At 75.5% G+C, this 25,852-nt stretch carries 23 protein-coding genes; 10 read left to right on the top strand and 13 right to left on the bottom strand.

Annotated elements, in window-relative coordinates; genetic code table 11:
• Positions 1-51: 51 nt before the first annotated feature.
• A complete protein-coding gene (locus ACIQBJ_RS06045) occupies positions 52-1,269 on the top strand; it encodes an aminotransferase class V-fold PLP-dependent enzyme (RefSeq protein ID WP_400704261.1) in 1,218 nt (405 codons plus the stop codon).
• A gap of 7 nt (positions 1,270-1,276) precedes the next feature.
• On the opposite strand, the gene ACIQBJ_RS06040 is transcribed toward ACIQBJ_RS06045, so the two are convergent.
• The 6 genes from ACIQBJ_RS06040 to ACIQBJ_RS06015 form a co-directional block, all read right to left on the bottom strand.
• Positions 1,277-1,681 (bottom strand): DUF3224 domain-containing protein, encoded by a 405-nt coding sequence (locus ACIQBJ_RS06040; protein ID WP_400704258.1) that lies wholly within the window; start codon positions 1,679-1,681, stop codon positions 1,277-1,279.
• Between the two features lie 51 nt (positions 1,682-1,732).
• Positions 1,733-2,395 (bottom strand): signal peptidase I, encoded by a 663-nt coding sequence (gene lepB / locus ACIQBJ_RS06035; protein ID WP_400704255.1) that lies wholly within the window; start codon positions 2,393-2,395, stop codon positions 1,733-1,735.
• 88 nt (positions 2,396-2,483) lie between these two features.
• Positions 2,484-3,674, bottom strand: a complete 1,191-nt coding sequence (locus tag ACIQBJ_RS06030; RefSeq protein WP_400705805.1) for a serpin family protein — start codon at positions 3,672-3,674, stop codon at positions 2,484-2,486.
• A gap of 611 nt (positions 3,675-4,285) precedes the next feature.
• The gene (locus tag ACIQBJ_RS06025) at positions 4,286-5,179 is read right to left on the bottom strand and encodes a carbohydrate-binding protein (RefSeq protein ID WP_400704252.1); all 894 of its coding nucleotides are present in this window, start codon (positions 5,177-5,179) and stop codon (positions 4,286-4,288) included.
• A 265-nt stretch (positions 5,180-5,444) separates the two neighbouring features.
• Complete coding sequence (locus ACIQBJ_RS06020; protein ID WP_400704249.1) at positions 5,445-6,305, bottom strand: helix-turn-helix domain-containing protein; 861 nt, start codon at positions 6,303-6,305, stop codon at positions 5,445-5,447.
• 125 nt (positions 6,306-6,430) lie between these two features.
• Positions 6,431-7,036: a helix-turn-helix domain-containing protein gene (locus ACIQBJ_RS06015; protein WP_400704246.1), complete on the bottom strand. Its 606-nt coding sequence runs from the start codon at positions 7,034-7,036 to the stop codon at positions 6,431-6,433.
• A 114-nt stretch (positions 7,037-7,150) separates the two neighbouring features.
• On the opposite strand from ACIQBJ_RS06015, the gene ACIQBJ_RS06010 reads away from it, so the two are divergent.
• The gene (locus ACIQBJ_RS06010) at positions 7,151-8,557 is read left to right on the top strand and encodes an MFS transporter (protein ID WP_400704243.1); all 1,407 of its coding nucleotides are present in this window, start codon (positions 7,151-7,153) and stop codon (positions 8,555-8,557) included.
• Positions 8,558-8,619: 62 nt separating this feature from the next.
• Here the strand turns inward: ACIQBJ_RS06010 and ACIQBJ_RS06005 are convergent, their stop codons facing one another.
• Both ACIQBJ_RS06005 and ACIQBJ_RS06000 read right to left on the bottom strand, forming a co-directional pair.
• A complete protein-coding gene (locus ACIQBJ_RS06005) occupies positions 8,620-9,372 on the bottom strand; it encodes a response regulator transcription factor (protein WP_400704240.1) in 753 nt (250 codons plus the stop codon).
• A 337-nt stretch (positions 9,373-9,709) separates the two neighbouring features.
• Positions 9,710-10,234 (bottom strand): hypothetical protein, encoded by a 525-nt coding sequence (locus ACIQBJ_RS06000; RefSeq protein ID WP_400704237.1) that lies wholly within the window; start codon positions 10,232-10,234, stop codon positions 9,710-9,712.
• 185 nt (positions 10,235-10,419) lie between these two features.
• Here ACIQBJ_RS06000 and ACIQBJ_RS05995 point away from each other — a divergent pair, with 185 nt between their 5' ends.
• The 5 genes from ACIQBJ_RS05995 to ACIQBJ_RS05975 all read left to right on the top strand — a co-directional run bounded on the left by ACIQBJ_RS05995 (position 10,420) and on the right by ACIQBJ_RS05975 (position 16,848).
• Entirely contained in the window at positions 10,420-11,805 is a 1,386-nt protein-coding gene (locus tag ACIQBJ_RS05995) for a sensor histidine kinase (RefSeq protein WP_400704234.1), read from the top strand.
• Between the two features lie 111 nt (positions 11,806-11,916).
• Positions 11,917-13,320: a choice-of-anchor A family protein gene (locus ACIQBJ_RS05990; protein WP_400704231.1), complete on the top strand. Its 1,404-nt coding sequence runs from the start codon at positions 11,917-11,919 to the stop codon at positions 13,318-13,320.
• A gap of 211 nt (positions 13,321-13,531) precedes the next feature.
• Positions 13,532-14,299: a peptidoglycan-binding protein gene (locus ACIQBJ_RS05985; RefSeq protein WP_400704228.1), complete on the top strand. Its 768-nt coding sequence runs from the start codon at positions 13,532-13,534 to the stop codon at positions 14,297-14,299.
• Between the two features lie 98 nt (positions 14,300-14,397).
• Complete coding sequence (locus ACIQBJ_RS05980) at positions 14,398-15,822, top strand: PAS domain-containing protein (protein ID WP_400704225.1); 1,425 nt, start codon at positions 14,398-14,400, stop codon at positions 15,820-15,822.
• Between the two features lie 66 nt (positions 15,823-15,888).
• Positions 15,889-16,848, top strand: a complete 960-nt coding sequence (locus tag ACIQBJ_RS05975) for a lytic polysaccharide monooxygenase (protein ID WP_400704222.1) — start codon at positions 15,889-15,891, stop codon at positions 16,846-16,848.
• A 267-nt stretch (positions 16,849-17,115) separates the two neighbouring features.
• Here the strand turns inward: ACIQBJ_RS05975 and ACIQBJ_RS05970 are convergent, their stop codons facing one another.
• Positions 17,116-17,427 (bottom strand): hypothetical protein, encoded by a 312-nt coding sequence (locus tag ACIQBJ_RS05970; protein WP_400704219.1) that lies wholly within the window; start codon positions 17,425-17,427, stop codon positions 17,116-17,118.
• A 93-nt stretch (positions 17,428-17,520) separates the two neighbouring features.
• The gene (locus tag ACIQBJ_RS05965) at positions 17,521-18,303 is read right to left on the bottom strand and encodes a DeoR/GlpR family DNA-binding transcription regulator (protein ID WP_400704216.1); all 783 of its coding nucleotides are present in this window, start codon (positions 18,301-18,303) and stop codon (positions 17,521-17,523) included.
• A gap of 182 nt (positions 18,304-18,485) precedes the next feature.
• Between ACIQBJ_RS05965 and galK the strand changes: the two genes are divergently transcribed.
• Positions 18,486-19,631, top strand: a complete 1,146-nt coding sequence (gene galK / locus ACIQBJ_RS05960) for a galactokinase (protein ID WP_400704213.1) — start codon at positions 18,486-18,488, stop codon at positions 19,629-19,631.
• Positions 19,632-19,778: 147 nt separating this feature from the next.
• On the opposite strand, the gene galT is transcribed toward galK, so the two are convergent.
• The 3 genes from galT to ACIQBJ_RS05945 all read right to left on the bottom strand — a co-directional run bounded on the left by galT (position 19,779) and on the right by ACIQBJ_RS05945 (position 23,641).
• Positions 19,779-20,861, bottom strand: coding sequence for a galactose-1-phosphate uridylyltransferase (gene galT, locus ACIQBJ_RS05955; RefSeq protein ID WP_400704210.1), 1,083 nt, complete (start codon positions 20,859-20,861; stop codon positions 19,779-19,781).
• Between the two features lie 174 nt (positions 20,862-21,035).
• Positions 21,036-22,679, bottom strand: a complete 1,644-nt coding sequence (pgm, locus tag ACIQBJ_RS05950; protein WP_400704207.1) for a phosphoglucomutase (alpha-D-glucose-1,6-bisphosphate-dependent) — start codon at positions 22,677-22,679, stop codon at positions 21,036-21,038.
• Between the two features lie 173 nt (positions 22,680-22,852).
• Positions 22,853-23,641, bottom strand: a complete 789-nt coding sequence (locus ACIQBJ_RS05945) for a LysR family substrate-binding domain-containing protein (RefSeq protein ID WP_400704204.1) — start codon at positions 23,639-23,641, stop codon at positions 22,853-22,855.
• A 71-nt stretch (positions 23,642-23,712) separates the two neighbouring features.
• Here ACIQBJ_RS05945 and ACIQBJ_RS05940 point away from each other — a divergent pair, with 71 nt between their 5' ends.
• Both ACIQBJ_RS05940 and ACIQBJ_RS05935 read left to right on the top strand, forming a co-directional pair.
• Positions 23,713-24,141: a DUF5997 family protein gene (locus ACIQBJ_RS05940; protein ID WP_400704201.1), complete on the top strand. Its 429-nt coding sequence runs from the start codon at positions 23,713-23,715 to the stop codon at positions 24,139-24,141.
• Positions 24,142-24,248: 107 nt separating this feature from the next.
• The gene (locus tag ACIQBJ_RS05935; RefSeq protein WP_400704198.1) at positions 24,249-25,817 is read left to right on the top strand and encodes an adenosine deaminase; all 1,569 of its coding nucleotides are present in this window, start codon (positions 24,249-24,251) and stop codon (positions 25,815-25,817) included.
• The last annotated feature ends 35 nt before the right edge of the window (positions 25,818-25,852 follow it).

The following is a 25,852-nucleotide window of genomic DNA, read 5'->3' as shown; positions in this document are numbered from 1 at the left end:
AGGATCTGCGCAGGTGGCCGGGTGCGCCGGCCGGGAGCGGAGGGACCTGTCGTGGGGAGTGCTGTCGCGCCGGAGCCGCTGCTGCTGCGGGACGGGCGGCCCGCCGTCGCGGGGTGGTCGCTGGACCCGGCGATGCGGCACCTCAACCACGGGTCGTTCGGGGCGGTGCCGCTGGCCGCGCAGCGCGAGCAGCAGCGGCTGCGGGAGGAGATGGAGCGCTCCCCCGTGGTGTGGTTCCCCGCACTGCCCGGGCGGGTCGCCGCCGCGCGCTCCCGGATCGCCGAATTCCTGCGCGTCCCGGCCGAGTTCACCGCCCTGGTGCCGAACGCCAGCGCCGGGGCGAGCGCCGTGTACGGCAGCCTGCCGCCGCGCGACGGCGGCGAGGTGCTGGTCACCGACCACGGCTACGGGGCGGTCAGCATGGGCGCCGCCCGGCTGGCCCGGCGCTGGAACGGGCGGCTGCGCACCGCGCACGTCCCGCTGGGGGCCGGGCCCGAGGAGGCCGCGGCGGCCGTGCTGGACCGGGTCGGGGAGCGGACCTCGCTGATCGTCCTGGACCGGATCACCTCCGCCACCGCCCGCTACCTGCCGGTCGACCTGATCGGCCGGGCGGCCCGGGAGCGCGGCATCCCGCTGCTGGTCGACGCCGCGCACGTGCCCGGCCTGGACGAGGACCCGCTGGCCGGGGCGGACTGCGACGCCTGGGTCGGCAACCTGCACAAGTTCGGCTGCGCGCCGCGCGGCACCGCCGCGCTGGTCGCCCGGGGCGAACTCCGGCACGCCCTCTACCCGTTGATCGACTCCTGGGGCGGCGAGGACCCGTTCCCGGAGCGCTTCGACAGCCAGGGCACGCTGGACGCCACCGGCCCGCTGGCCGCCCCCGCCGCGCTCGACTTCGTCGCGGAGCAGTGGGGTTGGGCCGAGGCCCGCCGGTACATGGCCGAACTCGCCGACTACGCGGAGGAGTTGATCGGCGGGGCGATGACCGCAGCGACCGGCGAGCCGGCCCGGGCGGACGTCGGCATGCCGGTGAACGCGCTGCGGCTGGTCGCGCTGCCCGCCGGGCTGGGCCGCACCCGGCTGGAGGCCGACGCCCTGCGCGACCGTCTGGCCGCCGAGTTCGGCGTGGAGGCCGCGTTCACCAGCTTCGACGGCACCGGCTACTTCCGGCTCTCCACCCACGTCTACAACACCCCGGCCGACTACGAGTACTTCGCCGAGCGCTGCGTGCCGCTGCTGGCCGACTGGGCCCGGGGGCGGCGGGACTGACGCCGGGTCAGGGCAGCTGGTAGTCGAGGTGCACCCGGTGGGTGCCGTCCTCGTCGATCACGATGGAGCCGGTGCCGGTGATGCCGGCCAGGCCCGCGGTGCCGCTGCCCGGGACGACGGCGAAGTACTCGCCGTCCCGGCCGCCGCCGAGGGTGGTGGCCGAGTGCGCGAAGTTGAAGGCGCCCTCGGCCTCGTGCAGGCACCCGGCGAAGGACTCCATGGCGAGGTAGGTGCCGACACCACTGGCCTGGTCGAACGCGGCGGTGAACAGGGTGCGGGAGCGCCCCTCGACCTCGCCGCGGAACTCCTTGCGCATGGTGGCCACGCCCACCCCGGAGGCGGTTTCGATGTCGCCGGCCGGGAGGTCGACGGGGGTGAACTCGCTGACGGTGAAGGTTCCCGATGCTCGCATGGGCGCGATGCTAGGGGCCGCCACCGACAGTTCCGGGCCCGGGGCGGGTCGTCAGGGGGTCCTGACCGGAACCCAGTCCGGGTAGGTGATCTGCTCGGGCGGCGCGTTGCGGCGGCGGCGCCAGGCGATCAGGCCGAGGACCAGCCCGAGGAGCAGCACCACCGGCGTCGCCAGGGCGAGCAGGCCGATGGTCGTCACGGCCCCGCGCGCCTCCTTCATGTCGCGGTGGGTGGCGGCGGCGAGCGGGACGGACCGCCACTGCCGGGAGTCCAGCGAGTTGGCCCGGTTGTCGCCGAGCAGGAACATCTGCCCCTCGGGCACCGTCACGTCGAAGCAGGCCCGGCCGTTGGACGTGCCGCCCCGCAGGTAGGGCTCGTCGAGCGGGGCGCCGTTCAACTGCATCCGGGAGCCCGCGCAGTCGCCGATCCGGTCGCCGCCGAGGGCGACCACCCGCTTGAGCATCTGGATCGGCTCCTGGCCGTCGACGGCCGGGTAGTCGATCAGGACGACGTCGCCGCGCCGGATCTCGTCCGGGTGGACGCCGACCAGGGTGACCCGCTGGCCGGGCACGTAGGTGGGCGCCATGCTGGTGCTGCCGACCGTCATCGCGCGCGGCTTCAGCGCCAGCACGTACCCGACGGTGCCGACCCCCAGCAGGAGGCCCAGCACCAGGGCCGCCAGCGCGACCTTCCCGAGCACACCCCAGCGTCGCACGATGCCCCCACTTCCCGATGTTCCGTTCCCGTACTTCCGCCGGGAGTGTAGTGGCCCGGCCCGAACACCCGTGCCCCCGGGGGACGGTTCACCAGCGCGGTTCCGGCACGGCCGCGGGCTCGGCGACCCAGCCGGCCGCCAGCACCAGCCGCGAGGCGCGGTGCACGGCCAGGAAGGCGAACGGCCGGTCGAAGACGGCACTGATCCGGCGCACCCGGTACGGGGGCCGCTCGGCCGCGCACCCGACGGCGATCCCGAGGGCGGTGACGGCGGCGGCCCGGAAGCCGCGCGGCCCGAACGCGGCGGTGACGGACTGGGCGGCGGCCCCGACCGCCAGCGGGTGGGTGCTGATGCCGGGGAAGTGGCCCCGGGTGAGGTCGGTCGCGGCCCGCAGCCCGAACACCTCGGCGCGGTCCAGCAGGTCGTGCCGCTCCGTCAGGTCGAACGCCACGGTGGTGACGGCGAGTTCGGGCTCCCGCCAGTAGCTGGGCGTCCAGTGGGCGTGCAGCCCGGGCCCGGGTTCGCCGTCCGGCAGCGCCGAGCCCGGGCGCAGCAGGGCGGGCCGTTCGGCGGTGCGGACGGCGGCGGCCAGCACCTCGCCGGGCGCGGCGTCCGCCGGGCCGAGGCAGAGGTGGACGTCCACGCCCTGCAGGCCGAGCACCTGGAGGACGGTGAGCGGCCCCGCCGCGGTCTCGGCGACGCCGACCCGGTCGAGCAGCGCGGTGCGGCGGTCGAGGACGCCGACGTGGCGGTCCTGCCACGGCCCGGAGCCGAACTTCCTTACGTCGCCGGTGAATCGGCGTATCCAGTCGGTGCGGACGGTGAGCGCGCCGGCCAGCAGCAGTTCGGTGTTCTCGTCGACGGCGATCGGCATCCGGGGGATCTCGCCGCCGGTCCGCCCGGCGGCCCAGGCGTCGACGGCGGCGCGGTCCACGTCCTCGTCGCCGGTGATCCGGCCGCGGGTGTGCGGGGGCAGCGCGGCCTGCCAGCGCAGGTCGAGCGGCAGGCGGTCCCTGGTCCACACGCCGACCGCGGTGCGGACGCCGCGGATGCGGTCGAGGGCGTCCAGCAGTTCGCGCCCGGCCTCGGCGGCGGCGTCCGGGCGGACGGCGAGGGCCTCGGCGAGTTCGGCGGCGGCGGTGCCGCCGGCCCCGGCGGCGAGCAGCGCGAGCGGGGCCCAGGCGCCGGGGGCGCTGAACACCGTGTTCTGCCCGGGTTCCGCGACGGCGCGGCCCCAACGGGTCGTCAGGTCGTTGACGGCGCGGACGGTGTGGTGCATCGGCACGGTGCGGCTCTCCCCGGGGCGGCGGCTCTCGGGCGGAGCGTAGGGGGCGCGGCGGCCCGGCCGCGAACGGTTATCCGGCGGGGGCCGCGGCCGGGCCTGTCCGGTCGGCCGGGCGGTGCTGTCGGCCGGGGCGGCGGTGGCCTCGGGGGGGGGTCGTGGACCTCGCCGCCCCACCGGTGCACCGAGCGGGTGGGGTGGACCTGGGGACGGGCGGCGAGGTGTTCACGGACCGGGGTGGCGGCGAGGGCGGAGTCCTCGTCCTCGTGGGTGGTGGTCACCCTCGGGTGCCGGTGCCGGTGCCGGTGCCGGTGCCCGGCCGTGGGCCGGGCGTACAGGGGTCGGGAGTGCCGTCGGTGGGGCGACGGCGGTCCTGGGTGCTTCGGGTGGTGCTGGTGGCGCGCCATGGCGGCTCGGGCACCCCGCGCTCGAGCCGCCATGGCGCTGGCGGATGCGGCCCCGGTCTCCCGGTTTTCCCCTCCCACGGAGTGGGGGCCTCACCGCCGCTTCGGGTGGCTGTCGCCGCTGACCGCCCCGCGGGGGGGTGAGTTGCGGTCAGCGGCGGGACCAGGGGGTCCGGGGGGGGGACGGACCCTGGGGTGGTGCGGTCAGCGGCGCGACCAGAGGGCCGGGACGTTCGGCGGCTCCCAGCCCGCGTAGGCGATGTGGCCCTGGATGCAGACGTAGGTGACACCGTTGTAGGTGACCTGGTCGCCGGCCTTGTAGCTGGTGCCGACCTTCCAGGTGGTGGTGCCTCCGCCGCCGGTGTTGCTCGGGCTGGGGCTGGGCGAGCCCTGGGTGGGGCTGCTGGTCGGGCCGGTGGTGGGGCTGCTGGTCGGGCGCGGCGTGCCGTTGACGTTGAGCACGAAGTCGAAGCTGGCCTGGCGCCCGTTGCCGACCTGGCGGACCGTCATCACCAGGTCCGGGTCGAAGATGGTGTCGGTGGCGTTCCGCGGCTCGTTCGGGAAGTACAGCTGGGTGGTGAGGATCGGCTGCCCGGGGGCCTGCACCTTGACGTGGATGTGCCGGGTGCGGCCCGGGTAGAGACCGGGGACGATCGTGGTCAGCGTGTAGCCGCCGTTGGCGTCGCTGAACTGGTGGCCGCGGAAGGTGTAGCCGCTGTTGTCGTAGTTGCCGTTGGTGTCGGCCTGCCAGAAGTCCAGCAGCGCACCGGGGATCGGGGCGCAGTTGCGGCCGAAGACGTACCCGCTGACGGTCAGCGGGACACCCTGGGTGCCGGAGGTGACCAGGCTGGTGCGCAGCGGGGAGCCGGGCTTGAAGTACGGGCCCTCGATCTGCTCCTCGGTGAGGTGGTCGCCGTCCTGGCAGTCGGGGGTGAGCGGGAGCGTGGTCGACCCGGCCGCGGCGTTGTCGCGGGCGAGTGCCGTCCCGCCGCCGATCAGCACGGGGGCGGCGCCGGCCAGTGCGGCGGCCTTGAGCAGGCTCTTGCGGCTGATCTTGCGATCGCCCAGGTCGTCCATGGGGTTGTGGGGGGTGGACATGGCTCTCCGTTCGGGTGCTTCGTCGGTCGCTCGGTCGCCGCACGCCCGGATTCCCTTTGGATGGGACATGACACCTGGAGAGGTCGGGTCTCCCGGCACGGCGGCGCTGTGTGGGGTTGCTCAGACGCTAGGCCCTGCCCGGCCGGGCCGTCGATGGACGGGGGCGGCCGGACGTGGTGGATTCCTCAGGCGTGGTGAATTCCTCGGCCCGAGCTGCTGTTCGGCCCCGCTCGACCCGCCCCGCTCGACCCCACCACGCGCGGTCTCATCCGGCGCGTTCGCGGAACTCGCCCGGGGTGCAGCCGACTTCGCGCCGGAAGAAGCGGCAGAAGTAGGCCGGGTCGGAGAAGCCGGCCGCCGCCGAAACCTGACGGATCGTCAGGTCGGTGGTGGCGAGCAGCCGTTTGGCCTCCAGGGTCTGCTGCTCGCGCACCAGCCGGGCCGGGGTGCGGCCGGTGGCCTCCTTCACCACCTCGTGCAAGTAGCCTGCCGAAACGCCGAGTTCGCGGGCCAGCGCGAGCACCGAGCGGTCCGCGCGGCCGCCCTCGGCGATCATCCGGCCGAACCGCTCGGCGAGCGGGTGCACCGCCGAGCGGGGGCCGCCGCCGATCCCGGCCCGGGCGGCCCGCGAGGCCCGGACCAGCAGGACGTGCAGCAGGGCCTGCAGCACGCCGACCCCGCCCTCCAGTCCGGCCTCGTGCTCGGCGGTCAACTCCTTCATCAGGTAGGACAGTTCGCGGTGCGCGGCGCGCTCCGGCCGGACCGGCGGACCGGCCCCCAGGGTGCGCAGCAGCGCCAGGTCCTCCGGGTGGCGGAGCAGGAAGTCCTCGTTCAGCAGCAGTACCCAGCCGTCCAACTCCCGCACGCCGCGCCAGTGGTGGACCTGGCCGGGGAGCACGGTGAACAGCACCGGCGGCTCGATCCGGTGCTCCGCCAGGTCCACCAGGTGCGTCCCGCTGCCGGTGGTGACGTAGGCCAGCTCGTAGAAGGCGTGCCGGTGCGGGAAGTCCGCCCGGGACAGTGGCCCGAGCGCGTCGAACCGGCCGACCGCGAACGGCACCAACCCCGGTTCCGGCACATCGAGTTCGTGCAGTTCCAGTCCGGTGACCATCGTTCGGAGCGCCATCGCGCCAGTCTGCGCGCCGCCCCGGGGCCCGTCCAGTGGTCCATACCAAATGGCACGGACTGGCAAGGCCGGGCCGCTGCCCGCGCCCCGGGCGGCCGCCGGTGCTCCGGGCCGCCGCCGGTGTTTCAGGTCAGCGGGCGGGGCTGGTCGCCGTGCGGGCCGAACAGGTGGAGGACCTCGACGGCGGTGGAGTCGGCCGGGCCGAACCAGTGCGGTTCGGTGGTGTCGAACTCGGCGACCTCGCCCGGGCCGAGGCGGACGTCGCGGTCGCCGATGATCAGGCGCAGGCGGCCGGAGAGGACGTACAGCCACTCGTAGCCGCCGTGGGTGGTCAGCTTCGGTTCGCGCGGCGCCAGGACCTGCTTGAACACCTGGACCCGGCCCGGGTACTCGGTCAGCGGGACGATCACGCTGCCGCCCCGGTGGCGGCGCGGGGCCAGGTGCACCCGGGGGTCGCCGGTGGCGGGGGCGGCGATCAGCCGGTCGAGGGCGATCCGGTGCGCGCGGGCCAGCGGGATCAGCAGGTCCAGGGTGGGGCGGCGCTTGCCGGACTCCAGCCGGGACAGCGTGCTCACCGAGAGGCCGGTGGCCGCCGCGACGGCCTCCAGGGTCAGGCCGCGCTCGCGGCGCACCGCGCGCAGGCGGGGGCCGATGCCGGCCAGCACGGCCGGGAGGTCGAGGTCGTCCTCGGGGGCCGCGAGGAGGTGGTTCGGGTCGGGCGGCTCTTCCATGGCCGCCATTGTGCGCCACTTCTTTGCGGTTCCCGCAAGAACGGTGGGCGGCCGGGGGCGGCGCAGGGGACGCTCCGGGCGTCAACTCCCCCTGCTCCGCCGCGAGGTGCCGCCATGGCCACGACCGTCCCCCGCTCCGCCGCCCCTGCCCCGCCCGTCCCCGACACCGCCCGGCGGCGGTGGGCCGTGGTGGCGGTCTGCGCCCTGAGCCTGTTCCTGGTGGGGCTGGACACCACCGTCGTCAACGTCGGCCTGCCCGCGATCGGGACCGGACTGCGGGCCGACACCCGGGCCCTGGAGTGGGTGGTCGACGCCTACACCGTGGTGCTGGCCGGACTGCTGACCACCTCCGGGGCGCTGGCCGACCGGTTCGGGCGGCGCCGGGTGTTCCGGATCGGCCTGCTGGTCTTCGGCGCGGCCTCGCTGGCGTGCGCGGCCGCGCCCTCGGTCGGGGCGCTGGTCGCGGCCCGGGCCGTGCAGGGCGTCGGGGCGTCGATGCTCAGCCCCGTGGCGCTGGCGATCGTGGTCGCCGCGATGCCGGACGCCCGGGAGCGGGCCCGGGCGATCGGGGTCTGGGCCGCGGTGTTCGGCCTCAGCATGGCGGCGGGCCCGCTGACCGGCGGGGCGCTGCTGGCCGGGCTCGACTGGCGGGCACTGTTCTGGATCAACGCCCCGGTGGTCGTCCTGGCGCTGCTGCTCGTCCACCGCCTGGTCCCGGAGTCCCGGGCCGCCCGGCCGCGCCCGCTGGACCTGCCCGGGCAGGTGCTGCTGTCGCTGCTGGTCGGCCTGGCCGTGGCGGTCCTGATCGAGGGCCCGCACCTGGGCTGGACCTCTCCGGCCGTGCTGGGCGGCTGCGCGCTGGCCGGGGCGACGGCCGTCGCGTTCGGCGCCGTCGAACGGCGCAGGCCCGCGCCGCTGATCGACCTCGCGCTGTTCCGCCGCCCGTCCTTCGGCGCGGCCGTGCTCGGGGCGGTGGCCGTCTTCGTCGCGCTGAACCTGACGCTGCTGCTGAACACCTACTACCTGCAGCACGTCCGCGGCCTGTCCGCGCTGGCCGCCGGGGCCACCACCCTGCCGATGGCGGTCGCGGCCACCGTCTGCGCGCCGCTGGCGGGCACCCTGACGGGGCGTCACGGGGCGCGCCGCCCGCTGCTGGCCGGGGCCGTCGCGCTGATCGCGGGCGCGCTGCTGCTGACCGGGCTGGACGACCGGACGCCGCTGGCGCTGCTGCTCGGCGCCTACCTGCTGATCGGCACCGGGATCGGCTTCGCCAACGCCCCGCTCACCCACACCGCGGTCGGCACCCTCCCCCGCGACCGGGCCGGCCTGGCGGGCGCCGTCACCTCCACCGCCCGCCAACTCGGCGCCGCCGTCGGCATCGCCCTGGCCGGCGCCCTCGTCACCGGCCGCACCCCCGACCGCCTCGCCGACGCCACCCACCCCGGCTGGCTCCTCACCGCCGCCTGCGGGGCCACCCTCCTCCTCGCCGCCGCCACGGCCCGCCCCGCCGAAGGGAACTGACGCCCCACCGGCCGCCCGCGCAGAACCCCGGGGCCCGGACCGAACCGCCTCCGGCGGGAGCCTCAGGGGGCGTCCGGCGGGGGTTCGAGGCGGAAGCCGACGCCGCGGACGGTGTGGAGGTAGCGGGGGGCGGTGGGGGTTTCGCCGAGTTTGCGGCGGAGCCAGGAGAGGTGGACGTCGATGGTCTGGACACTGCCGTAGCTGTCCTGCCAGACCTCGGCGAGGATCTGTTTGCGGGTGACGACGGTGCCGGGGCGGGCGGCCAGGTGGGCGAGGAGGTCGAACTCGCGGCGGGTGAGGTCGAGCGGGGCCTCGTCGAGGGTGGCTTCGCGGCGGCGGGTGTCGACCAGCAGGCCGCCGACCCGCAGCAGGTGGGTGACCGGGGGCGCGGCGGCGGTGGCGCGGCGCAGCACGGCGGCGATCCGGGCGCTGAGGTGGCTGCCGGAGAAGGGTTTGACCAGGTAGTCGTCGGCGCCGTCGTTGAGCAGGCGGACGATCTCGTTCTCGTCGTCGCGGGCGGTGGAGATGATCACGGGCACGTCGGTGACGCTGCGGATCATCTTGAGCGCGTCGCTGCCGTCCAGGTCGGGCAGGCCGAGGTCGAGGACCACCAGGTCGCAGCCGGCCCCGGCGACCTCGCGCAGGGCGCCGAGCGCGGTGCCGACGCTGCGGACGGGGTGGCCGGCCGCGGTGAGGTGGCGGATCAGGACGGTGCGGACGAACGGGTCGTCCTCGACGACCAGGACGGTGGGCGCGGCGGGTCGCGGTGTTCCGGGGGCGGGGGCCGCCAGGAGCCGCGCGGAGGGGTCGGGCATGCTCGGGCTTTCCGGTAGGCGGGGTGGGGCGGCGAACTGCCGGGCGATCGTACGGCGTTGACCGGTCGGTGGCACCCGGACGGCGGCTTTTGACCACCCCTCCCCCGGCATCCGGTCCGGGACGCCGCTCGACCTGTTCGACCCGAACGCATTCGGTCGTTTCCGGCCGCCCGACCGCCCCCGACCGAGGGTGGTGACTCTCCGTGAAACATGAGGGCGGCTCAACGGAGGGAGCATACTATTGATCATTTGATCAATAGCTCCAAAGGGGCGGATTACCACCGGTATCACCGGCCGGATCGGCGCTGGACGGTCCATGCCAGGAGCCGCGGACCGGTCACTGCTCGTAGGTCTCCACCAGCGGCGGGTGCCCGTTCCAGGTGGCGAAGACCGAGGAGGTGCGCCCGTCCTTGGTGAAGTCGACCCGCAGCCAGGTGTCGGTGCGCCACACCTGGACGGCCCAACCCGGGCCGGGCGAGGCGGAGATGAGGGTCGCCGAGTCGCGGCCGAGCGCCAGTGCCACCTGGCCGCCCCGGACGCTGTAGCCCCGGCTGTCGTCCGCGGCCGCGGTCGTACGGACGGCGGTGGAGGGCGAGGGCGCGGCGCTCCTGGGCGCGCCGGTGGCCGTCGCGGTGGGCGGCCCCGTCGACGGGGCGGGGCCCGGCGTCCTGCTCGCGGAGGGGACGGGGCCGGGCAGCGGCGGCAGCGCGCCGGGGTGGGCGCTCGTCCGGTCCGGCACGAACACCGCGTCGGGCGGCCCGAAGACCGCCTCGCGGAGCACCAGGTTGACGCCCGCCCAGGAGATGCCGGCCGCCGCCGCGGTGGCGACGAGCCACGCCGTCGCCATGGTCCTGATTCGCATGGCCGACATCCTGCACCACGGTAGCGGAATTCCGATCACCGCGGCCCGGCTTTCCGTCCGAATTGGCCCCGGGGACGCCCGGTGGTGTATTCATCCACGGGTAACCGGAGCTCTCGGACCGCAGGTGGGAATATGTCTAGGACGTGGTGGCGAATACCTCGGGCGCGGCTGCGGTGAGGGGCGGAATGGCCCGGTTCGCGGTCGCGGTGGCCGCGATGGTCGCGCTGGCGTTCCTGATCCCGCTGGCGCTGACCGTCCGCGAGTTCGCCCGGGAGCGGGCGTTCGCCCAGGCCGAGCAGCAGGCCGCCGCGATCGAGCCGGTGCTGGTGGTGACGGTCGAGCAGGAGCAGCTGCGGCGGGCGCTGGCCAGCATCCCGGCGGGCCGGGCGGACCGGATCGCCGTCCACCTGCCGGCCGGGGCGGCGTGCGGCGCGCCGCACGCCGCACCGGCGCGGGTGGCGGCGGCGGCCGGGCAGGGGCGGGCGTACACCACCCGCGTGCCGGGCGGGTACGCGGTGCTGCGGCCAGTGGTGGTGGAGTCCGGGGAGACCGCCGTGGTGGAGGTGTACCTGCTGGACGCCGACCTGACCCGGGGCCTGTGGAGCACCTGGCTGGTGCTCGGCGGGGTCGCCGTCTGCCTGGTGCTGATCTCCAGCCTGGTCGCCGACCGGCTGGCGGCCCGGCTGGTCGGCGCCACCCGGGACCTGGCGGCGGTGGCCCGGACGCTGGGCTCGGGCGACCTGGACGCGGTCGCCGACACCCGGGGGCCGTACGAGCTGCGCGAGGTCGGGCTGGCATTCAACGCGATGGCCCGACGGATGCGACAGATGATCACCGCGGAGCGGGAGTTCGCCGCCGACCTGTCGCACCGGCTGCGCACCCCGTTGACGGCGCTGCGGTTCACCGCGTCCGCGCTCGACGACGGGCCGACGGCCGAGCAGACCCGGGAGGCCGTGGACTGGCTGGAGCGCGAGGTGGACTCGGTGATCACCAGCGCCCGGGCCGGTGGCGGCGGGCGGCGGGAGCCGGACCGGTGCGACGCGGCGGCGGTGCTCGGCGAGCGGATGGCGTTCTGGTCGGCGCTGGCCGAGGACCAGGGCCGCCGCTGGGACTGGACGGCCGGCCCCGGCCCGGCCGAGGTGCCGGTCGGGCGGGCCGACCTGGCCGCCGCGCTGGACGCCGCGCTCGGCAACGTCTTCCGGCACACCCCGGCGGGCACCGGCTTCGCGGTGGCACTGCGGGCCGACGAGCGGGTGGTGATCACCGTCGGGGACGCCGGGCCGGGCATCGCCGACCCGGCGGCCGCGCTGCGGCGCGGCCACGGGACCGCCCGGGACGGCTCCACCGGGCTGGGCCTGGACATCGTCCGGCGGCTGGCCGAGGACGCGGGCGGCGCGCTGCGGCTGGGCCGGTCCGCGCTGGGCGGCGCCGAGGTCGAACTGACCCTGCCGGGCGGACCGGCGCCGGAACTGTTCCCCGCCCCGCCGGGGCCGCGGCGGCGCGGGGGCGGGCGGCGGCGCGACCGGGCTCGGGCTCGGGCGGGCTCGGGCGGGCCGGTGAAGAGCTGCTGACGGGCGGATTGGAGTTTCTTCAAGAACGGCGGGAAGTGCGTTAAAGCGTCCGTTGCGGGAACGTTATCGAGGCGCTTTTCCGCAGCTCTCCCGCTGTTAGAGTCCGGTGCCGTGAAGACCGGAACCATAAACCTCGCCCGCATTTCCCGACCGCTTTCCACGGCCCTCGCCACGACGGCCTGCGCGGGAATTCTCCTCGGTGGTTCGGCGCAGGCGGCCGACCCCGCCCCCGGCAGGTCGGCCGCCTGCCCGGGCCCCGGCCAGTTCCCGCCGATCGGCCACGACCCGAAGTTCACCGACGGCAACGTGGCGCTGTTCGCCGGCGGCGGCTACACCGTCGACGGCGGGGCCGCCGAGGCGGAGGGCCTGCTGGTGGTCGGCGGGGACGCCGTCTTCGCGAAGAACCCGGGCGGGGTGTTCAACGTCGGCCGGGTGGGCGCCGGTTCGGGCATCCTGCCCGCCTCCGGCCAGGTGATGCTGGCGGTCGGCGGCAACCTGAAGGTCGCCAAGGGCACCACCGTCGACATCGGCTCCGGCCTGATCAGCGGCCCGGGCTACGGCGGCGGCGTCCGGGTCGGCGGCAGCATCGACGAGCAGGGCAGTCTGCAGACCAACGGCGGCGAGCGCGGCTCCGGCCGGGGCGCGGCGGCGGCGCTCGACCCGTACGCGGGCTTCGGCGCCACCGTGCAGGCGCAGTCCGCCGCGCTGGGCGCGCTCAAGCCCACCGGCACCGCCAAGGCCGCGGGCGGGACGGTCACCTTCCGCAGCACCGGCCCGTCCACCGGCGGCCTCCAGGTGTTCGAGCTCGCCTCCGCCGACCTGGACGGCGCCTCGACCTTCGTCTTCGAGTCGATCCCGGCGGACGCCTCGGTGCTGGTCAACGTCACCGGCGCGCACCCGGTCTCGATCTCCCCGATGGCGGTCGGCTACAACGGCGAGCGGGTCGACGTGTACAGCTCGGCGCACTTCGGCGAAGCCTCCGCCAAGGTGCTCTACAACCTGCGGGAGACCCCGAGGCTGACCCTCGGCGGCGGCGGCAACTTCATCGGCTCGCTGCTCGCCCCGAAGGCGTCCGCCGACCTGACCGCCAGCACCAACGGCCGGGTGTACGTCGGCGGCGACGTCCGGATGCACGGCTCCGGCAACGAGAGCCACAACTACCCGTGGACGGGCACCCCCGTCTTCTCCTGCACGCCCGCGCCCGGCCCGCAGCCCAGCGCCCCCGCGAGCCCCGGCCCGACCCCGTCCACCCCCGGCACCGCCCCGTCGCCCTCGCCCAGCACCCCCGCCGGACACAAGCCCGCGCCGACGCCCACCGCCCCGCGCTCCACCGCGCCGGGCGCGCCCGCCCCGTCGGCCTCCCCCGACACGCCCGGCGGCCGGCCCCCCGGCTCCTCGCTCGCCCTCACCGGCGCGGGCGGCACCGCGGCCCTGGCCGGGATCGGCGTCGCGGCGGTGGCCGGCGGCGGCGCGCTGCTGGTGGCCTCCCGCCGCCGTCGCCGCCGCAACGGCTGAGCGGCCCCTCGACCGCGGGCGCGGCAACTCCCCGGACGCCGCGCCCGCACCCCCTTCTCCCGCCCGTACCTCTTCCCCGCCCGCCCCTGGACCGTCCTCCCGGAGGGACCGCGCCATGTCGTACCCGAGCTGCCCCGACTGCGGCTCATCGCGGAGCGGTGGCGCGTGCCGCTGTCCGTCCGCGCCCGCGTCCGGCGACCCGATCCCGCTGGTGCGCCCGTACGCCCCGCCCGTCCTACAGGTCCATGACCGGCGACTTCCTTCCGCTTCAACGCTGTTCACCGTCACCGAGGCCCCCGCGCCGCCCCCGGCGGCGGAGTTGGGCCGGTACGCCATCGCCCCGGCCGGGGCCGTCCGGCGCGGCGGCGCGCACCGGCTGCGGGCCTGGACCACGCGTCGCGCCGGGGCGCTGGTGGTCTCCTCCTGCGTCCTCGCGGTGTGCGGCGGCGGACTCGGCACCACGCTGTCGGCCCCGCCGGACGCCGACCGGGCACCCCGGGTCGTGGCGCTGCTGCCGGACCCGACCGGCACCGCCCCCGCACCCGCGCCCTCGGCCGACGTCCCGTCCGCGGCCCCGTCGCCGAGCGGCGGCGGCCGTCCGAGCACCGCCCCGACCGGTGCCCGGCCCCGGCCGACCGCCACCCGTCCCCCGGCCGCCGCCGGACGTCCCGTAGCCCCCGGCGCGCCGTCCACCGGGCCGAGCGCCCCTGCCGCCCCGACCACCGACCGGCCGCCGAGCGGCAGCCCCGTGCCCGTGCTCCGGTACGGCGACTCCGGCCCGCAGGTGCGCCGCCTGCAGAACCTGCTGCTGGACCTGGCCTGCGCGCCGCCCCGCTACCGCACCGTCACCGGGACCTTCGACGACTGGACCCGGGCCGTCCTGACCTCCTTCCAGCGCTCCGCCGGCGTCCGGGGCGAGGACGGCGCCTACGGCCCGGCCTCCCGGGTCGCGCTGGAGGCCGCCGTGCCCCGCTGCTGAACCCTCCTGCTTCCCAGGCGTATTGCCGCCGCGCCGATCCACCAACGAGGCACCCGCAACCCCCTCCGACGACCCCGACCTCCGACGGGACGGACCCCGTGAACGCTCCCCTGCCCGGCGACGTGCTCGCCGCCGTCCTCGACGCCCTGCCCGACCCGGTGCTGCTGATCGACAGCAACGGCACCGTACTGGCCGCCAACTCCCCCGCCCACCAAGCCTTTCGGGCCCCGGGCACGGTGCTGGTCGGCCTCGGCGTCCTCGACCTGCTGCCCGGCCTCGGCCTGCACCGCATCCCCGGGTCGACGATCGGCGCGGGCGGCCCCGGCCCGGCCGAGACCGTCCGGATCACGGCCCGCCGCACCGACGGCACCGCCTTCCCCGCCGAGGTCCGCAGCAGCGGGATCGGCAGCGACCTGGCCGCGCTGCTGCTGCCCGTCGGCCGCGCCCGCCCCACCGGCCTCCTGCTGCTCACCGCCCGGGACCTGACGGAGAGCCGACGCCTCCGGCGCGAACTGCTCCGGCTGCGCGCCGAGACCGAGACGCTGCTGCGCACCTGCGCCGAGGGCGTCCTCGGGGTGGACGCCGACGGGCGGTGCGTCCTCGCCAACCCGGCCGCGCTGCGCCTGCTGCGCTACCGCTCCGAGGAGATCGCCGACCGGCCGGTGCAAGCGCTGCTGCACCCCGGCCCGACCACCGTCCCGCCCGCCGTGCTGACCGCGCTCGCCACCGGTCGCCGCTGCGGCGGTCCCGCACTGCTGCGGCGCAGCGACGGGCTGCCCGTCCCCGTCGACCTGCGGGCGGTGCCGGTGCAGGTGGACGGCCGGGTGGTGGGCGCGATGATGGCGTTCACCGACCGGGGCCGCGAGTTGGCCGCCGCCGCCGAACGCGCCCACCTGACCGCGCTGCTGCGCGAACACCTCGGGCCGTCCACGGCCGTGCTCGCCGACCGGCTGGCCCGGCTCGCGCACGATCCCGCGTCCCGGCTGTGGCCCGAGGCGGTCGACGAACTCCGGCACCTCGCGGGCGAGTTCGCCCGTTCGCGGGAACTGTTCGAGCAGGTCCTCGCCGAGTGCGCGCCGCACGGGGCGGTGCCCGTCGATCCGGCAGAGTCGGGCCGGCCGGCAGCGGACCCGGGCGGGGTCGGTTCCCCCGCCGTGTCCGGGCCGTCGACGGTGCCGCCGACCGGCGGGCGGAACCGGGACCGCGTCCGGGTCGAGATCACCGGTGCGGGTGGACGGAACGAACTCCTTTCGCTCACCGATGAGTCGATCGCGGGACACGGTGGGGTGCTGCGACCGCGCCACCCGGCCGACCGCCCCGGCAGCACCTACGCGGTCGACCCGCCGCTCCCGTCCGTGGACCGCTCCCCGTCGGGTGCGCGGCGCCGACACGCCCGGCCCACCGATCTCCCCGAACCGCCTCCCGGGGCAACGGGCGCGGCCCTGCCCGGCCGCCCCTCCCCGCCGGCCCTCGGACCCGCGCCGACCGCTTCGTCCGTACCGGTGGTGCGGCGCACCGCCTGACGCCGCGTCAGAGGTGTGCTCCGCACCGTCCGCAGTCACCGCACCACGCCTTCGAAGGGAACCCCCATGCGCCCGTACCGCCGACTGCTCGTCCCCGCCCTGCTGACCACCGTCCTCACAGTGGCCGCCGGCGCCGGGACCGCCCAGGCGCACGGCTCGATGCAGAAGCCGCTCAGCCGCCTGGAGGGCTGCTACCTGGAGGGCGCCGAGAGCCCCAAGTCCGCCGCCTGCCGGGCCGCCGTCGCCGCCGGGGGCACCGCCGCGCTGTACGACTGGATGAGCCTGCGGATCGGCGACGCCGCCGGGCGGCACCGCCAGTTGATCCCGGACGGGCACCTGTGCAGCGCGGGCAACGACATGGACAAGGGGCTGGACCTGCCGCGCGCCGACTGGCCCGCCACCAACCTGAGGTCAGGGGCCGCCTACACCTTCGAGTTCCGGGCCACCGCGCCCCACAAGGGCACCTTCCAGCTCTTCCTGACCAACGCGTCCTACTCCCCCACCAAGCCGCTGACCTGGGCGAACCTCGACCCGCAGCCCTTCCTGACGGCCACCGACCCGCAACTCTCCAACGGCTCCTACCTCCTCCCGGGCACGATCCCGTCCGGCCGGACCGGCCGCCAGCTCCTCTACGTCATCTGGCAGCGCTCCGACAGCCCGGAAGCCTTCTACTCCTGCTCCGACGTGGTCTTCGACGGCACCGGCACCGCGGCCGCCCCGCCCACTCCACCCGCCGCCCCGACGACCGGCCACACCCACAGCCCGACCCCCTCCCCGTCACCGTCCCCGTCCCGCGTGTCCTCCCCGAGCGCCACCGCCCCGACCACTCCCCCGCCCCCGACGTCCCTCGCCCTGCCCGCCCCGACCGCCCCGCCCATCCCGCTCGACAGCCCCCGCCAACTCGCCGCCACCGGCTCGAACCGCTCCCCCGGCCTGATCATGGCCATCTGCGCCGTCTTCCTCCTCGCCGGCGTCACCGTCCTCCTCCACCGCCGCCTCCGCCCGGGCCGGGGCACCCACCGCTGAGCCCGGACGCGGTCGACCTCGGCGCCCTGGTAGCAGTGGGCGTCGGTGACGACGAACGGGTCGATCAGCAGCGCGGCCCCGGCGCGCGGGATGGTGTCCGGTGCGGTCCAGGTCTCGGCGCAGTGGCGCAACGTGCCGGTGAGGTCGGCGAAGAGGGCGGGGTCGAAGCGCTCTCGGGCCGTGCGCAGACGTTCCGGGGCGGAGTCGGTGGCGGACGCAGACCGGATCGTCCGCGGAGGTGGGGCGTGCGGGCGGTGGAGGAACGTCTTACTCGACGTGTCCCCAGGTCATCTCCGGCCCCGGCGGCCACTCCTGCCCGAAGAAGTCGAACAGCGTGTCGTCCTCCAGCTCCCGCACGGCTTCCCGCCAGGACGGGCGGCCGCCGACGACGAATCCCTGGAAATCCCCGCTCGACACCAGGTAGAGCGACCTCACCTCGTCGAGGCCGAACTTCCTTCCGCATTCGACCGCCTCGTCCGCCGAGGGGCGACGGATCGTCAGCCCCTTCATCCTCGGCTTGACGCAGAGCGTCTCCACGTTCCCGACGTAGATCTCCACTCTGGTGTCGATCCCGTCCACCGGGCGTGGATTGCTCCGCAGCAGCATCGTGCAGTGGGAGGGACTGAAGCTCCAGAGCTCGAACATTCGGTCGGATCGGTACTCGGCCATGGGTCAGACCAGGATGAGGTCGCCGCAGGATTCGGCGAGGGCGGTGCGGGCGGGTTCGGGGAGGCCCTGGTCGGTGATGAAGCAGTCGATGTCGGTGAGGGCGGCGAAGCTGCTGAGGCCGACGATGCCCCACTTGGTGTGGTCGGCGACGGCGACGGTGCGGTGGGCGGAGGCGATCAGGGCGCGGTTGGTCTCGGCCTCGGCCAGGTTGGGGGTGGTGAGGCCGGCCCGTTCGCTGACGCCGTGGGCGCCGATGATCAGGAGGTCGACGTGGAGCGAGCGGATGGACTGGTCGGCGAGCGGGCCGACCAGGGCGGCGGAGCGGGTCGGGGCGCCGCCGGTGAGCAGCAGCGCGGGGCCCTTCTCGCCGCCCCGGGTCCGGACGAGTTCGGCGACCGGGAGGGAGTTGGTGACCACGGTGAGGCCGGGGACGTCGAGCAGGCGGGCGGCGACGGCGTAGGCGGTGGTGCCGGCCGAGACGGCGACCACGCTGCCGGGCTGGACCTGGGCGGCGGCGGCCTCGGCGAGCGCGGCCTTGGCGTCGGTCTCCAGGCCGGACTTGGCCTCGAAGGCGGGTTCCTCGGCGGTGGCGGTGCGGGCGACGGCGCCGCCGTAGACCTTGCGGACGCTGCCGGCCCGGGAGAGCGCGTCGAGGTCGCGGCGGACGGTCATGTCGGACACGCCGAGCTGGTCGACGAGTTCGGCGACCTTGACGGCCCCGTCGCGGCGTACCAGGTCGAGGATCAGGGCCCGCCGCTGGTCGGCGAGCAGTCCGCTGTCGGTCACTGTGGCCTCGTCCTCCGCTGGGCGTGTCGGAATGGTCAGCATAGTGGGAGGGGGCCGCTACCCGAAGGCTCACCCCTGTTGGGCTGTGGTGTTGTGTGTTTGAATGTGTTTGATAGAGGACTGCTGCTCACCCCGCTCACCCTGCCCGCCCCGCCCGTGAACGCCCCCCGCTGGAGTGCCCGATGACCACCGCTGCCGCCACCGCCTTCACCGCCCGCTACGGCGGCTCCCCCGACGGCGTGTGGGCCGCGCCGGGCCGGATCAACCTGATCGGCGAGCACACCGACTACAACGAGGGCTTCGTCATGCCGGCCGCCCTCCCGCACACCACCCAGGTCGCCGCCCGGCGCCGCGAGGACGGCGTGGTCCGCCTGTTCAGCGCCCAGGGCGACGCCGAGGTCGCCGAGCTGGCGCTGGACGCCCTGGCGCCCGGCTCGGTGCCGGGCTGGGCCGCGTACCCGGCCGGCGTGTTCTGGGCGCTGATCGAGGCCGGGCACGTCCTGGGCGGGGCCGACCTGGCGTTCTCCTCGGACGTCCCGACCGGCGCCGGCCTGTCCTCCTCGGCCGCCCTGGAGTGCGCCACCGCGATCGCCCTGGACGACCTGTTCGGCCTCGGCCTGGACGCCCCCGCCCGGGCGCTGGTCGCCCAGCGCGCCGAGAACGCCTTCGTCGGGGTGCCGTGCGGCGCCCTCGACCAGATGGCGTCCAGCTGCTGCGTCGCCGGGCACGCCCACTTCCTGGACACCCGCACGCTGACCGGCCGTCAGGTCCCGCTCGACCTGCCCGCCGTCGGCCTGACCCTGCTGGTGATCGACACCAAGGTCAAGCACGACCTCGGCGACGGCGCGTACGCCGGGCTGCGGGCGGGCTGCGAGCGGGCCGCCGCGCTGCTCGGCGTGCAGGCGCTGCGCGACATCCCGATCGCCGAACTGGGCACTGCCGAGGCCCAGTTGCCCGCCGAGCTGCGGCCGCTGCTGCGCCACGTGGTGACCGAGGACCAGCGGGTGCTGGACACCGTCGCGGCGCTGGACGCGGGCGAGCCGCGCGCGCTGGGCCCGATCCTCACCGCCGGGCACGCCTCGCTCCGCGACGACTACCGGGTCTCCTGCCCGGAGACCGACCTGGCGGTCTCGGCCGCCAACGCGGCGGGCGCGCTGGGCGCCCGGATGATGGGCGGCGGCTTCGGCGGCTCCGTCCTCGCCCTGGTCGACACCGGCCTGCTGGAGACCGTCGAGCGCGCCGTCCACGCCGCCTTCGCCGAGGCCGGTTTCGGCGCCCCGCAGACCTTCACCGCCACCCCCTCGCAGGGCGCGCACCGGGTGGCCTGACGCCCCGTCGGGAGGAATGTGCGAAGGCCCGCCCCGGGGGGGCGGGCCTTCGCACATTCCTCCGCCGAACGGTGGATACGACCGGACCCGCCCGCGGGGTGCGCGGGCGGGTCCTGGGGAGCGGGGCGGCGGGGCGGCGGGGCGGCGTCAGAGCTCGCGGAGGGCGCGGGCGGCGGCCTCGGGGCGGATGTCGTTCATGAAGGCGCCCATGCCGGACTCGGTGCCGGCCAGGTACTTGAGCTTGCCGGCGGTCCGGCGGATGGTGAACAGCTCCAGGTGCAGGGCGAGTTCGGCCTCGGCGGGGCGCGGGGCCTGGTGCCAGGCGGCGATGTACGGGGCCGGTTCGGGGAACAGCCGGTCGAAGCGGCGCAGCAGGTCGAGGTAGATCCGCGGGAACTCGGCGCGGGCGTCCTCGTCCAGGGCGGTCAGGTCGGCGACCCGGCGGTTGGGGTAGAGGTGCACCTCGTAGGGCCAGCGGGCGGCGAACGGCACGAACGCCGTCCAGTGCTCGCCGGCCAGCACCACCCGGGAGTCCTCGGCGCCGGCGGTGGCGCGCTCGGCGGCCAGCACGTCGTCGTACAGGTTGCGTCCGGTGGCGCGGTGGTGGGCGGCGACCCGGTCGAGGGCCTGCGCGGTGCGCGGGGTGGTGACCGGGAAGGCGTAGATCTGGCCGTGCGGGTGGCCGAGGGTGACGCCGATCTCGGCGCCGCGGTTCTCGAAGCAGTACACCTGCCGGACGTCCGGGCGGGCGTACAGCTCGGCGGTGCGGTCGGTCCAGGCGTCCAGGACCAGGCGGGCGCGCTCCTCGGTGAGGTCGACGAAGGAGGCGCCGTGGTCGGAGGTGAAGCAGACCACCTCGCAGCGGCCGGTGCCGGGCGTGAGCGCGTACGGGCCGTCGGACCAGGCGGCGACGTGCTCGACGGAGGAGGCGGCGAGCGACGGGAAGCGGTTCTCGAACACCGCCACCTGGTAGTCCTCGGCCGGGATCTCGCTCAGCCGGTCGCCCCGCGAGGGGCAGAGCGGGCACTCGTCGGCCGGCGGGTGGTACGTCCGCCCCTGGCGGTGCGCGGCGATCGTGACGGCGTCGCCGGTGAACGGGTCGACCCGGATCTCCGACGCGCCGGCGGTCGGGTCCAGCGGGCGCCGGTCGACGGCGGCGCGGTCCGCGGGCTCGATGTCGTAGTAGACCAGTTCCCGACCGTCGGCCAGCTTGGTCACCGTCTTGTGCACGGCGGCACTCCTCAGGGGCTCGAATCGCGGCTCGGGCGCAGAACGAGCCGACACATCAAACATCTTCGAACATTCGGCACCACAATGCAACACCCATCGGCGGTCGGCACCGCTCCGGGGACGGGACGGCGTCCCCGGAGCGGTGCGGCGGAGCGGGGCGGCGGAGCGGGGCGGCTACGCCTCGGCGAGGGCGTCGGTGACCAGGGCGCGGGCCTCGGACTGGACCCGGGCGAGGTGGTCGGCGCCGAGGAAGCTCTCGGCGTAGATCTTGTAGACGTCCTCGGTGCCGGAGGGCCGGGCCGCGAACCAGGCGTTGGCGGTGGTGACCTTGAGGCCGCCGATCGCGGCGCCGTTGCCCGGCGCGTGGGTGAGGACGGCGGTGATCGGCTCGCCCGCCAGGGTGTCGGCGGTGACCCGGGTGGCGTCGAGGGCGGCCAGGGCCGCCTTCTGGGCGCGGTCGGCGGGGGCGTCGACCCGGGCGTAGACGGGGTCGCCGTGCGCGGCCGTGAGCTCGCGGTAGAGCGCGGACGGGGTGCTGCCGGTGACGGCGGTGATCTCGGAGGCGAGCAGCGCCAGCAGGATGCCGTCCTTGTCGGTGCTCCACGGGGAGCCGTCCCGGCGCAGGAAGGACGCCCCGGCGGACTCCTCGCCGCCGAAGGCGACCGTCCCGGTCAGCAGCCCGTCGACGAACCACTTGAAGCCGACCGGGACTTCGAGCAGTTCGCGGCCGAGCGAGGCGGCCACCCGGTCGATCATCGAGGAGGACACCAGGGTCTTGCCGACCGCGGCCCCCGCGGGCCAGTCGGCGCGGTGCCGGTACAGGTAGTCGATGGCGACGGCCAGGTAGTGGTTGGGGTTCATCAGCCCGCCGTCGGGGGTGACGATGCCGTGCCGGTCGGCGTCCGCGTCGTTGCCGGTGGCCAGGGTGTAGGCGTCGCGCTTGCCGATCAGCGAGGCCATCGCGTACGGGGAGGAGCAGTCCATCCGGATCTTCCCGTCCCAGTCCAGGGTCATGAACCGCCAGGTCGGGTCGGTGAGCGGGTTGACCACGGTGAGGTCGAGGCGGTGGGTCTCGGCGATCCGGCCCCAGTAGGCGACGGACGCGCCGCCGAGCGGGTCGGCGCCGATCCGCACGCCCGCGGCCCGGACGGCGTCCAGGTCCAGGACGGCCGGCAGGTCGTCGACGTAGGCGCCGAGGAAGTCGTAGCGGCCGGTGGTGTCGGCGGCCAGCGCCCGGGTGTACGGGATCCGCCGGACCTCCTTCAGGTCGGCGGCGAGCAGCTCGTTGGCGCGGCGCTCGATCCAGCCGGTGGCGGTGGAGTCGGCCGGGCCGCCGTGCGGCGGGTTGTACTTGAAGCCGCCGTCGGCGGGCGGGTTGTGCGACGGGGTGACCACGATGCCGTCGGCGAGCGCGGCCGGGCGGGTCCGGTTGTGGGCGAGGATCGCGTGCGAGACCGCCGGGGTCGGCGTGTACCCGTCGGCGGTGTCGAGCAGCACGGTGACACCGTTCGCGGCCAGCACCTCCAGGGTGGTGGCCCGGGCCGGCTCGGACAGCGCGTGGGTGTCGATGCCGAGGAACAGCGGCCCGGTGGTGCCCTGTTCGGCCCGGTAGTCGCAGATCGCCTGCGCGGTCGCCGCGATGTGGTCCTCGTTGAACGCCGTCCGCAGCGCCGAGCCCCGGTGCCCGGAGGTGCCGAACGCCACCCGCTGGGCCACGTCCGCCGGGTCGGGGTGCCGCGTGTAGTACGCCGTCACCAACTGCGCGACGTCGATCAGGTCCTGCGGCTGGGCGGGCTGTCCGGCACGTTCGTGCACCATGGTGGCCACTCTCCTCGGTCGGTGGTCGGGTCGGTCCGTCGACCATCATGGTCGCCGGACCCCGCCGGCCGCGGTAACACCGGGGGGCGCTGCGCCGACGGTGCGCCGACCGGGACGTGACGGGAGGTCGGCGGACGGCCCGTCAAGTCCCGGGGCGGGGAGAGTGCTTGCCGCTAGCGCTTGCCGCGCCGCTTGGCCTGGGCGGCGCGGCCGGTGGCACCGCCGCCGGTGCCGCCGCCGCGCCGGGCGGGCTTCGGCTTCTGGCCCTGGCCCTGGCCCTGCGGGGTCCTCGGCTTGCGGGCGGCGGGCTGCTTCGGGGCGCGCTGCTGCTCGGCGGCGGCCGTCCGGCCGCGCGAGCTGTTGGCGGTGCGGCCCCGGACGATGCCGATGAACTCCTCCACCAGGTCGGTGGTGGCCTCCTCCGGCCAGGCCAGCGCGACCTGGGACTGCGGGACCTCGGCGAGGGTGCGGTAGGTCAGGTCGCGGCGGTGGTGCAGCCGGGCCAGCGACTGCGGCACCACCAGCACGCCGACGTTCGCCGCGACCAGTTCGACCGCGTCGGCGGTGGTCGCCGGGCGCTCGAACGCGGGGCGGCCGGGCAGCCCGTCCGGCCAGTCCAGCACGTCGTCCTGCGGGTGGAAGACGATCTCCTCGGCGAGGTCGGCGGCCGTGACCTCCTCGGCGGCGGCCAGCCAGTGGTCCTTCGGGAAGACGACCACGGTGGTCTCGGTGTACAGCGGGATCGCGCTCAGCACCGTCCGGTCCACCGGCAGCCGGACCAGCCCGGCCTCGGCCCCGCCCGCGAGCAGCAGGGCGTGCCCCGGGGCCTGCTCGGACTGCAGCAGCTCCAGCCGGACGTCCGGCAGGCGCTCCTCCCACACCCGCAGCCACTTGGTGGGCGTCACCCCCGGCACGTACACCAGGCGGAACGGGGCGGCGGCGGGCTGCTCGATCTCGGTCACACCCCCAGGCTACCCACCGTGACCAGGACCGGTGCGCGAGGCCCGCGCGCCGGGGCCTATACCCTTGGAGCATGACTACGCCCAAGCCCAAGACCTCCCAGACCATGAAGCCCGCCACGGCGGCGAAGAAGCTGGGGATCTACCTGGCGGCGACTCCCGCCGAGTTCCAGGCGGGCGTCGTCACCCGCGACGAGCTCAACGCCCTGCAGGCCGAGCCCCCGCAGTGGCTCGCCGACCTGCGCCGCAACGGCCCGCACCCGCGCCAGGTGGTCGCCAACCGCCTCGGCGTCTCGGTGACCGGCCTGAACCGCGCGGGCCTGACCGAGGCGCTCACCTCCGAGCAGATCGACGCCCTCCGCGAGGAGAACCCGGAGTGGCTGCAGCGCGAGCGGACCCTCCAGGCCGAGGTCCGCAAGGAGGCCCAGCGGGTCAAGGACGCGGCGGCCAAGGCCGAGGCGATCAAGGCCGCCCGCGCCCGCGCCAACTCCGGCCGCCGGTAACACGATCCGACCGTTCGAAAGGGTGTCTCCGGAAGGAGACACCCTTTCGGATGATGTGCGCACGACACCGGGGTGTTCGCCGGACAGGAATCCGACGGGCCGTCAGCATGGGGCCCATGACGTCCCTCCGCCGCACCTCCTCGGCCGCCCTCGTCGCCTGCGCGGCCCTGCTGCTGCCGCTCGCCCCCGCCGCCCAGGCCGCCGCTCCGGCCGCCGCCGGGCCCCGTCCGACCGAGGCGGCCGTCAACGGCCTGCTGGACGGCATCCGGCAGGACCCGGCCCGGCTGGACGCCCTCCTGCGGGCCATGCCCAAGGGCGGCGACCTGCACAACCACCTGTCCGGCGCGGTCAGCACCGAACTGCTGATCCGGCTCGCCGCGCAGGACGACCTGTGCATCGACGCGGTGACCTTCACCTCGGCCGGCGGCCCCTGCACCGGCACCGCCCGCCCGGCCCGGGACGCGCTGCCCGAGGGCGAGTTCCGCACCCAGGTGATCCGGGCCTGGTCGATGCAGGACTTCACCCCGGGCGCGGAGTCCGGCCACGACCACTTCTTCGCCACCTTCGGCAAGTTCGGCGAGGCCAGCTGGCGCCACCCCGGCACGATGATCGCCGAGGTCACCGACACCATGGCGGCCCAGCACCAGAGCTACCTGGAGACCATGCTCACCCCGGCCTCCGGCGGGGTGGCGGCGCTGGCCGCCAAGGTCGGCTTCGACCCGGACCTGGCGGCGCTGCGGCAGAAGCTGCTCGCCGACGGGCAGATGCAGGCCCTGGTGGACAGCGCCCGCGCCGACCTCGACCGGGCGATGGACGAGTACCGGGACACCGAGCGGTGCGGCACCGCGCAGGCCCGGCCGGGCTGCGCGGTGACGGTGCGCATCCAGTCCCAGGCGTCCCGGGCGTCCACCCCGGCCCGGGTGTTCGCCCAGCTGCTGATCGGCATGGAACTCGCCAGCCAGGACGAGCGGTTCGTCTCGGTCAACCTGGTGCAGCCGGAGGACTACCAGTCCTCGCTGGACAACTACCAGCTGGAAATGCAGATGCTGGACTACCTGCACCCGCTCTACCCGAAGGCCCACATCAGCCTGCACGCGGGCGAGTTGGTGCCCGGCCTGGTGAAGCCGGAGGACCTGACCTTCCACATCCGGCAGGCCGTGCTGACCGGGCGGGCCGAGCGGATCGGCCACGGCGTGGACGTCACCCACGAGGACGACGCGGCCGGGCTGCTGCGCACCCTGGCCGAGCGCAAGGTGCTGGTCGAGGTGCCGCTGACCTCCAACGCGCAGATCCTCCAGGTCGAGGGGCGGCAGCACCCGTTCCCGCTGTACCGGAAGTACGGGGTGCCGACCGCGCTGGCCACCGACGACCCGGGCGTGGAGCGGATCGACATCACCCACGAGTACGTGCGGGCGGCGCGGACCTACAACCTGAGCTACACCGACCTGAAGGACCTGGCGCGCAACTCGCTGGAGTACGGCTTCGTCTCCGGCCGCAGCCTGTGGCGGGACCGCGACGGCTTCCGGCCGGTGCCGGAGTGCCAGGGCCGGCCGATCGGGTCGGCGAACCCGACGCCGAAGTGCGCGGCGCTGCTGGCGGCCAGCCCGAAGGCGGCGCTGGAGTGGAAGCAGGAGGGCGACTTCCGCGCCTTCGAGGCCGCGGTGCTGAACAAGTAGCCTGTGGAGAAAGCAGGTTGACGGCCCGTCGGGAA

The organism is Kitasatospora sp. NPDC088391 (assembly GCF_044753345.1).
Lineage (GTDB): Bacteria > Actinomycetota > Actinomycetes > Streptomycetales > Streptomycetaceae > Kitasatospora.
This window is presented reverse-complemented; position numbering and strand designations above follow the sequence as displayed.

Coding starts and splice junctions, on each gene's coding strand:
- ACIQBJ_RS06040 (WP_400704258.1), bottom strand. CDS start 1,681: ATGCGAGCATCGGGAACCTTCACCGTCAGCGAGTTCACCCCCGTCGAC.
- ACIQBJ_RS06030 (WP_400705805.1), bottom strand. CDS start 3,674: ATGCACCACACCGTCCGCGCCGTCAACGACCTGACGACCCGTTGGGGC.
- ACIQBJ_RS06025 (WP_400704252.1), bottom strand. CDS start 5,179: ATGTCCACCCCCCACAACCCCATGGACGACCTGGGCGATCGCAAGATC.
- ACIQBJ_RS06020 (WP_400704249.1), bottom strand. CDS start 6,305: ATGGCGCTCCGAACGATGGTCACCGGACTGGAACTGCACGAACTCGAT.
- ACIQBJ_RS06015 (WP_400704246.1), bottom strand. CDS start 7,036: ATGGAAGAGCCGCCCGACCCGAACCACCTCCTCGCGGCCCCCGAGGAC.
- ACIQBJ_RS06010 (WP_400704243.1), top strand. CDS start 7,151: ATGGCCACGACCGTCCCCCGCTCCGCCGCCCCTGCCCCGCCCGTCCCC.
- ACIQBJ_RS06005 (WP_400704240.1), bottom strand. CDS start 9,372: ATGCCCGACCCCTCCGCGCGGCTCCTGGCGGCCCCCGCCCCCGGAACA.
- ACIQBJ_RS06000 (WP_400704237.1), bottom strand. CDS start 10,234: ATGCGAATCAGGACCATGGCGACGGCGTGGCTCGTCGCCACCGCGGCG.
- ACIQBJ_RS05995 (WP_400704234.1), top strand. CDS start 10,420: ATGGCCCGGTTCGCGGTCGCGGTGGCCGCGATGGTCGCGCTGGCGTTC.
- ACIQBJ_RS05975 (WP_400704222.1), top strand. CDS start 15,889: ATGCGCCCGTACCGCCGACTGCTCGTCCCCGCCCTGCTGACCACCGTC.
- galK (WP_400704213.1), top strand. CDS start 18,486: ATGACCACCGCTGCCGCCACCGCCTTCACCGCCCGCTACGGCGGCTCC.
- pgm (WP_400704207.1), bottom strand. CDS start 22,679: ATGGTGCACGAACGTGCCGGACAGCCCGCCCAGCCGCAGGACCTGATC.
- ACIQBJ_RS05940 (WP_400704201.1), top strand. CDS start 23,713: ATGACTACGCCCAAGCCCAAGACCTCCCAGACCATGAAGCCCGCCACG.
- ACIQBJ_RS05935 (WP_400704198.1), top strand. CDS start 24,249: ATGGGGCCCATGACGTCCCTCCGCCGCACCTCCTCGGCCGCCCTCGTC.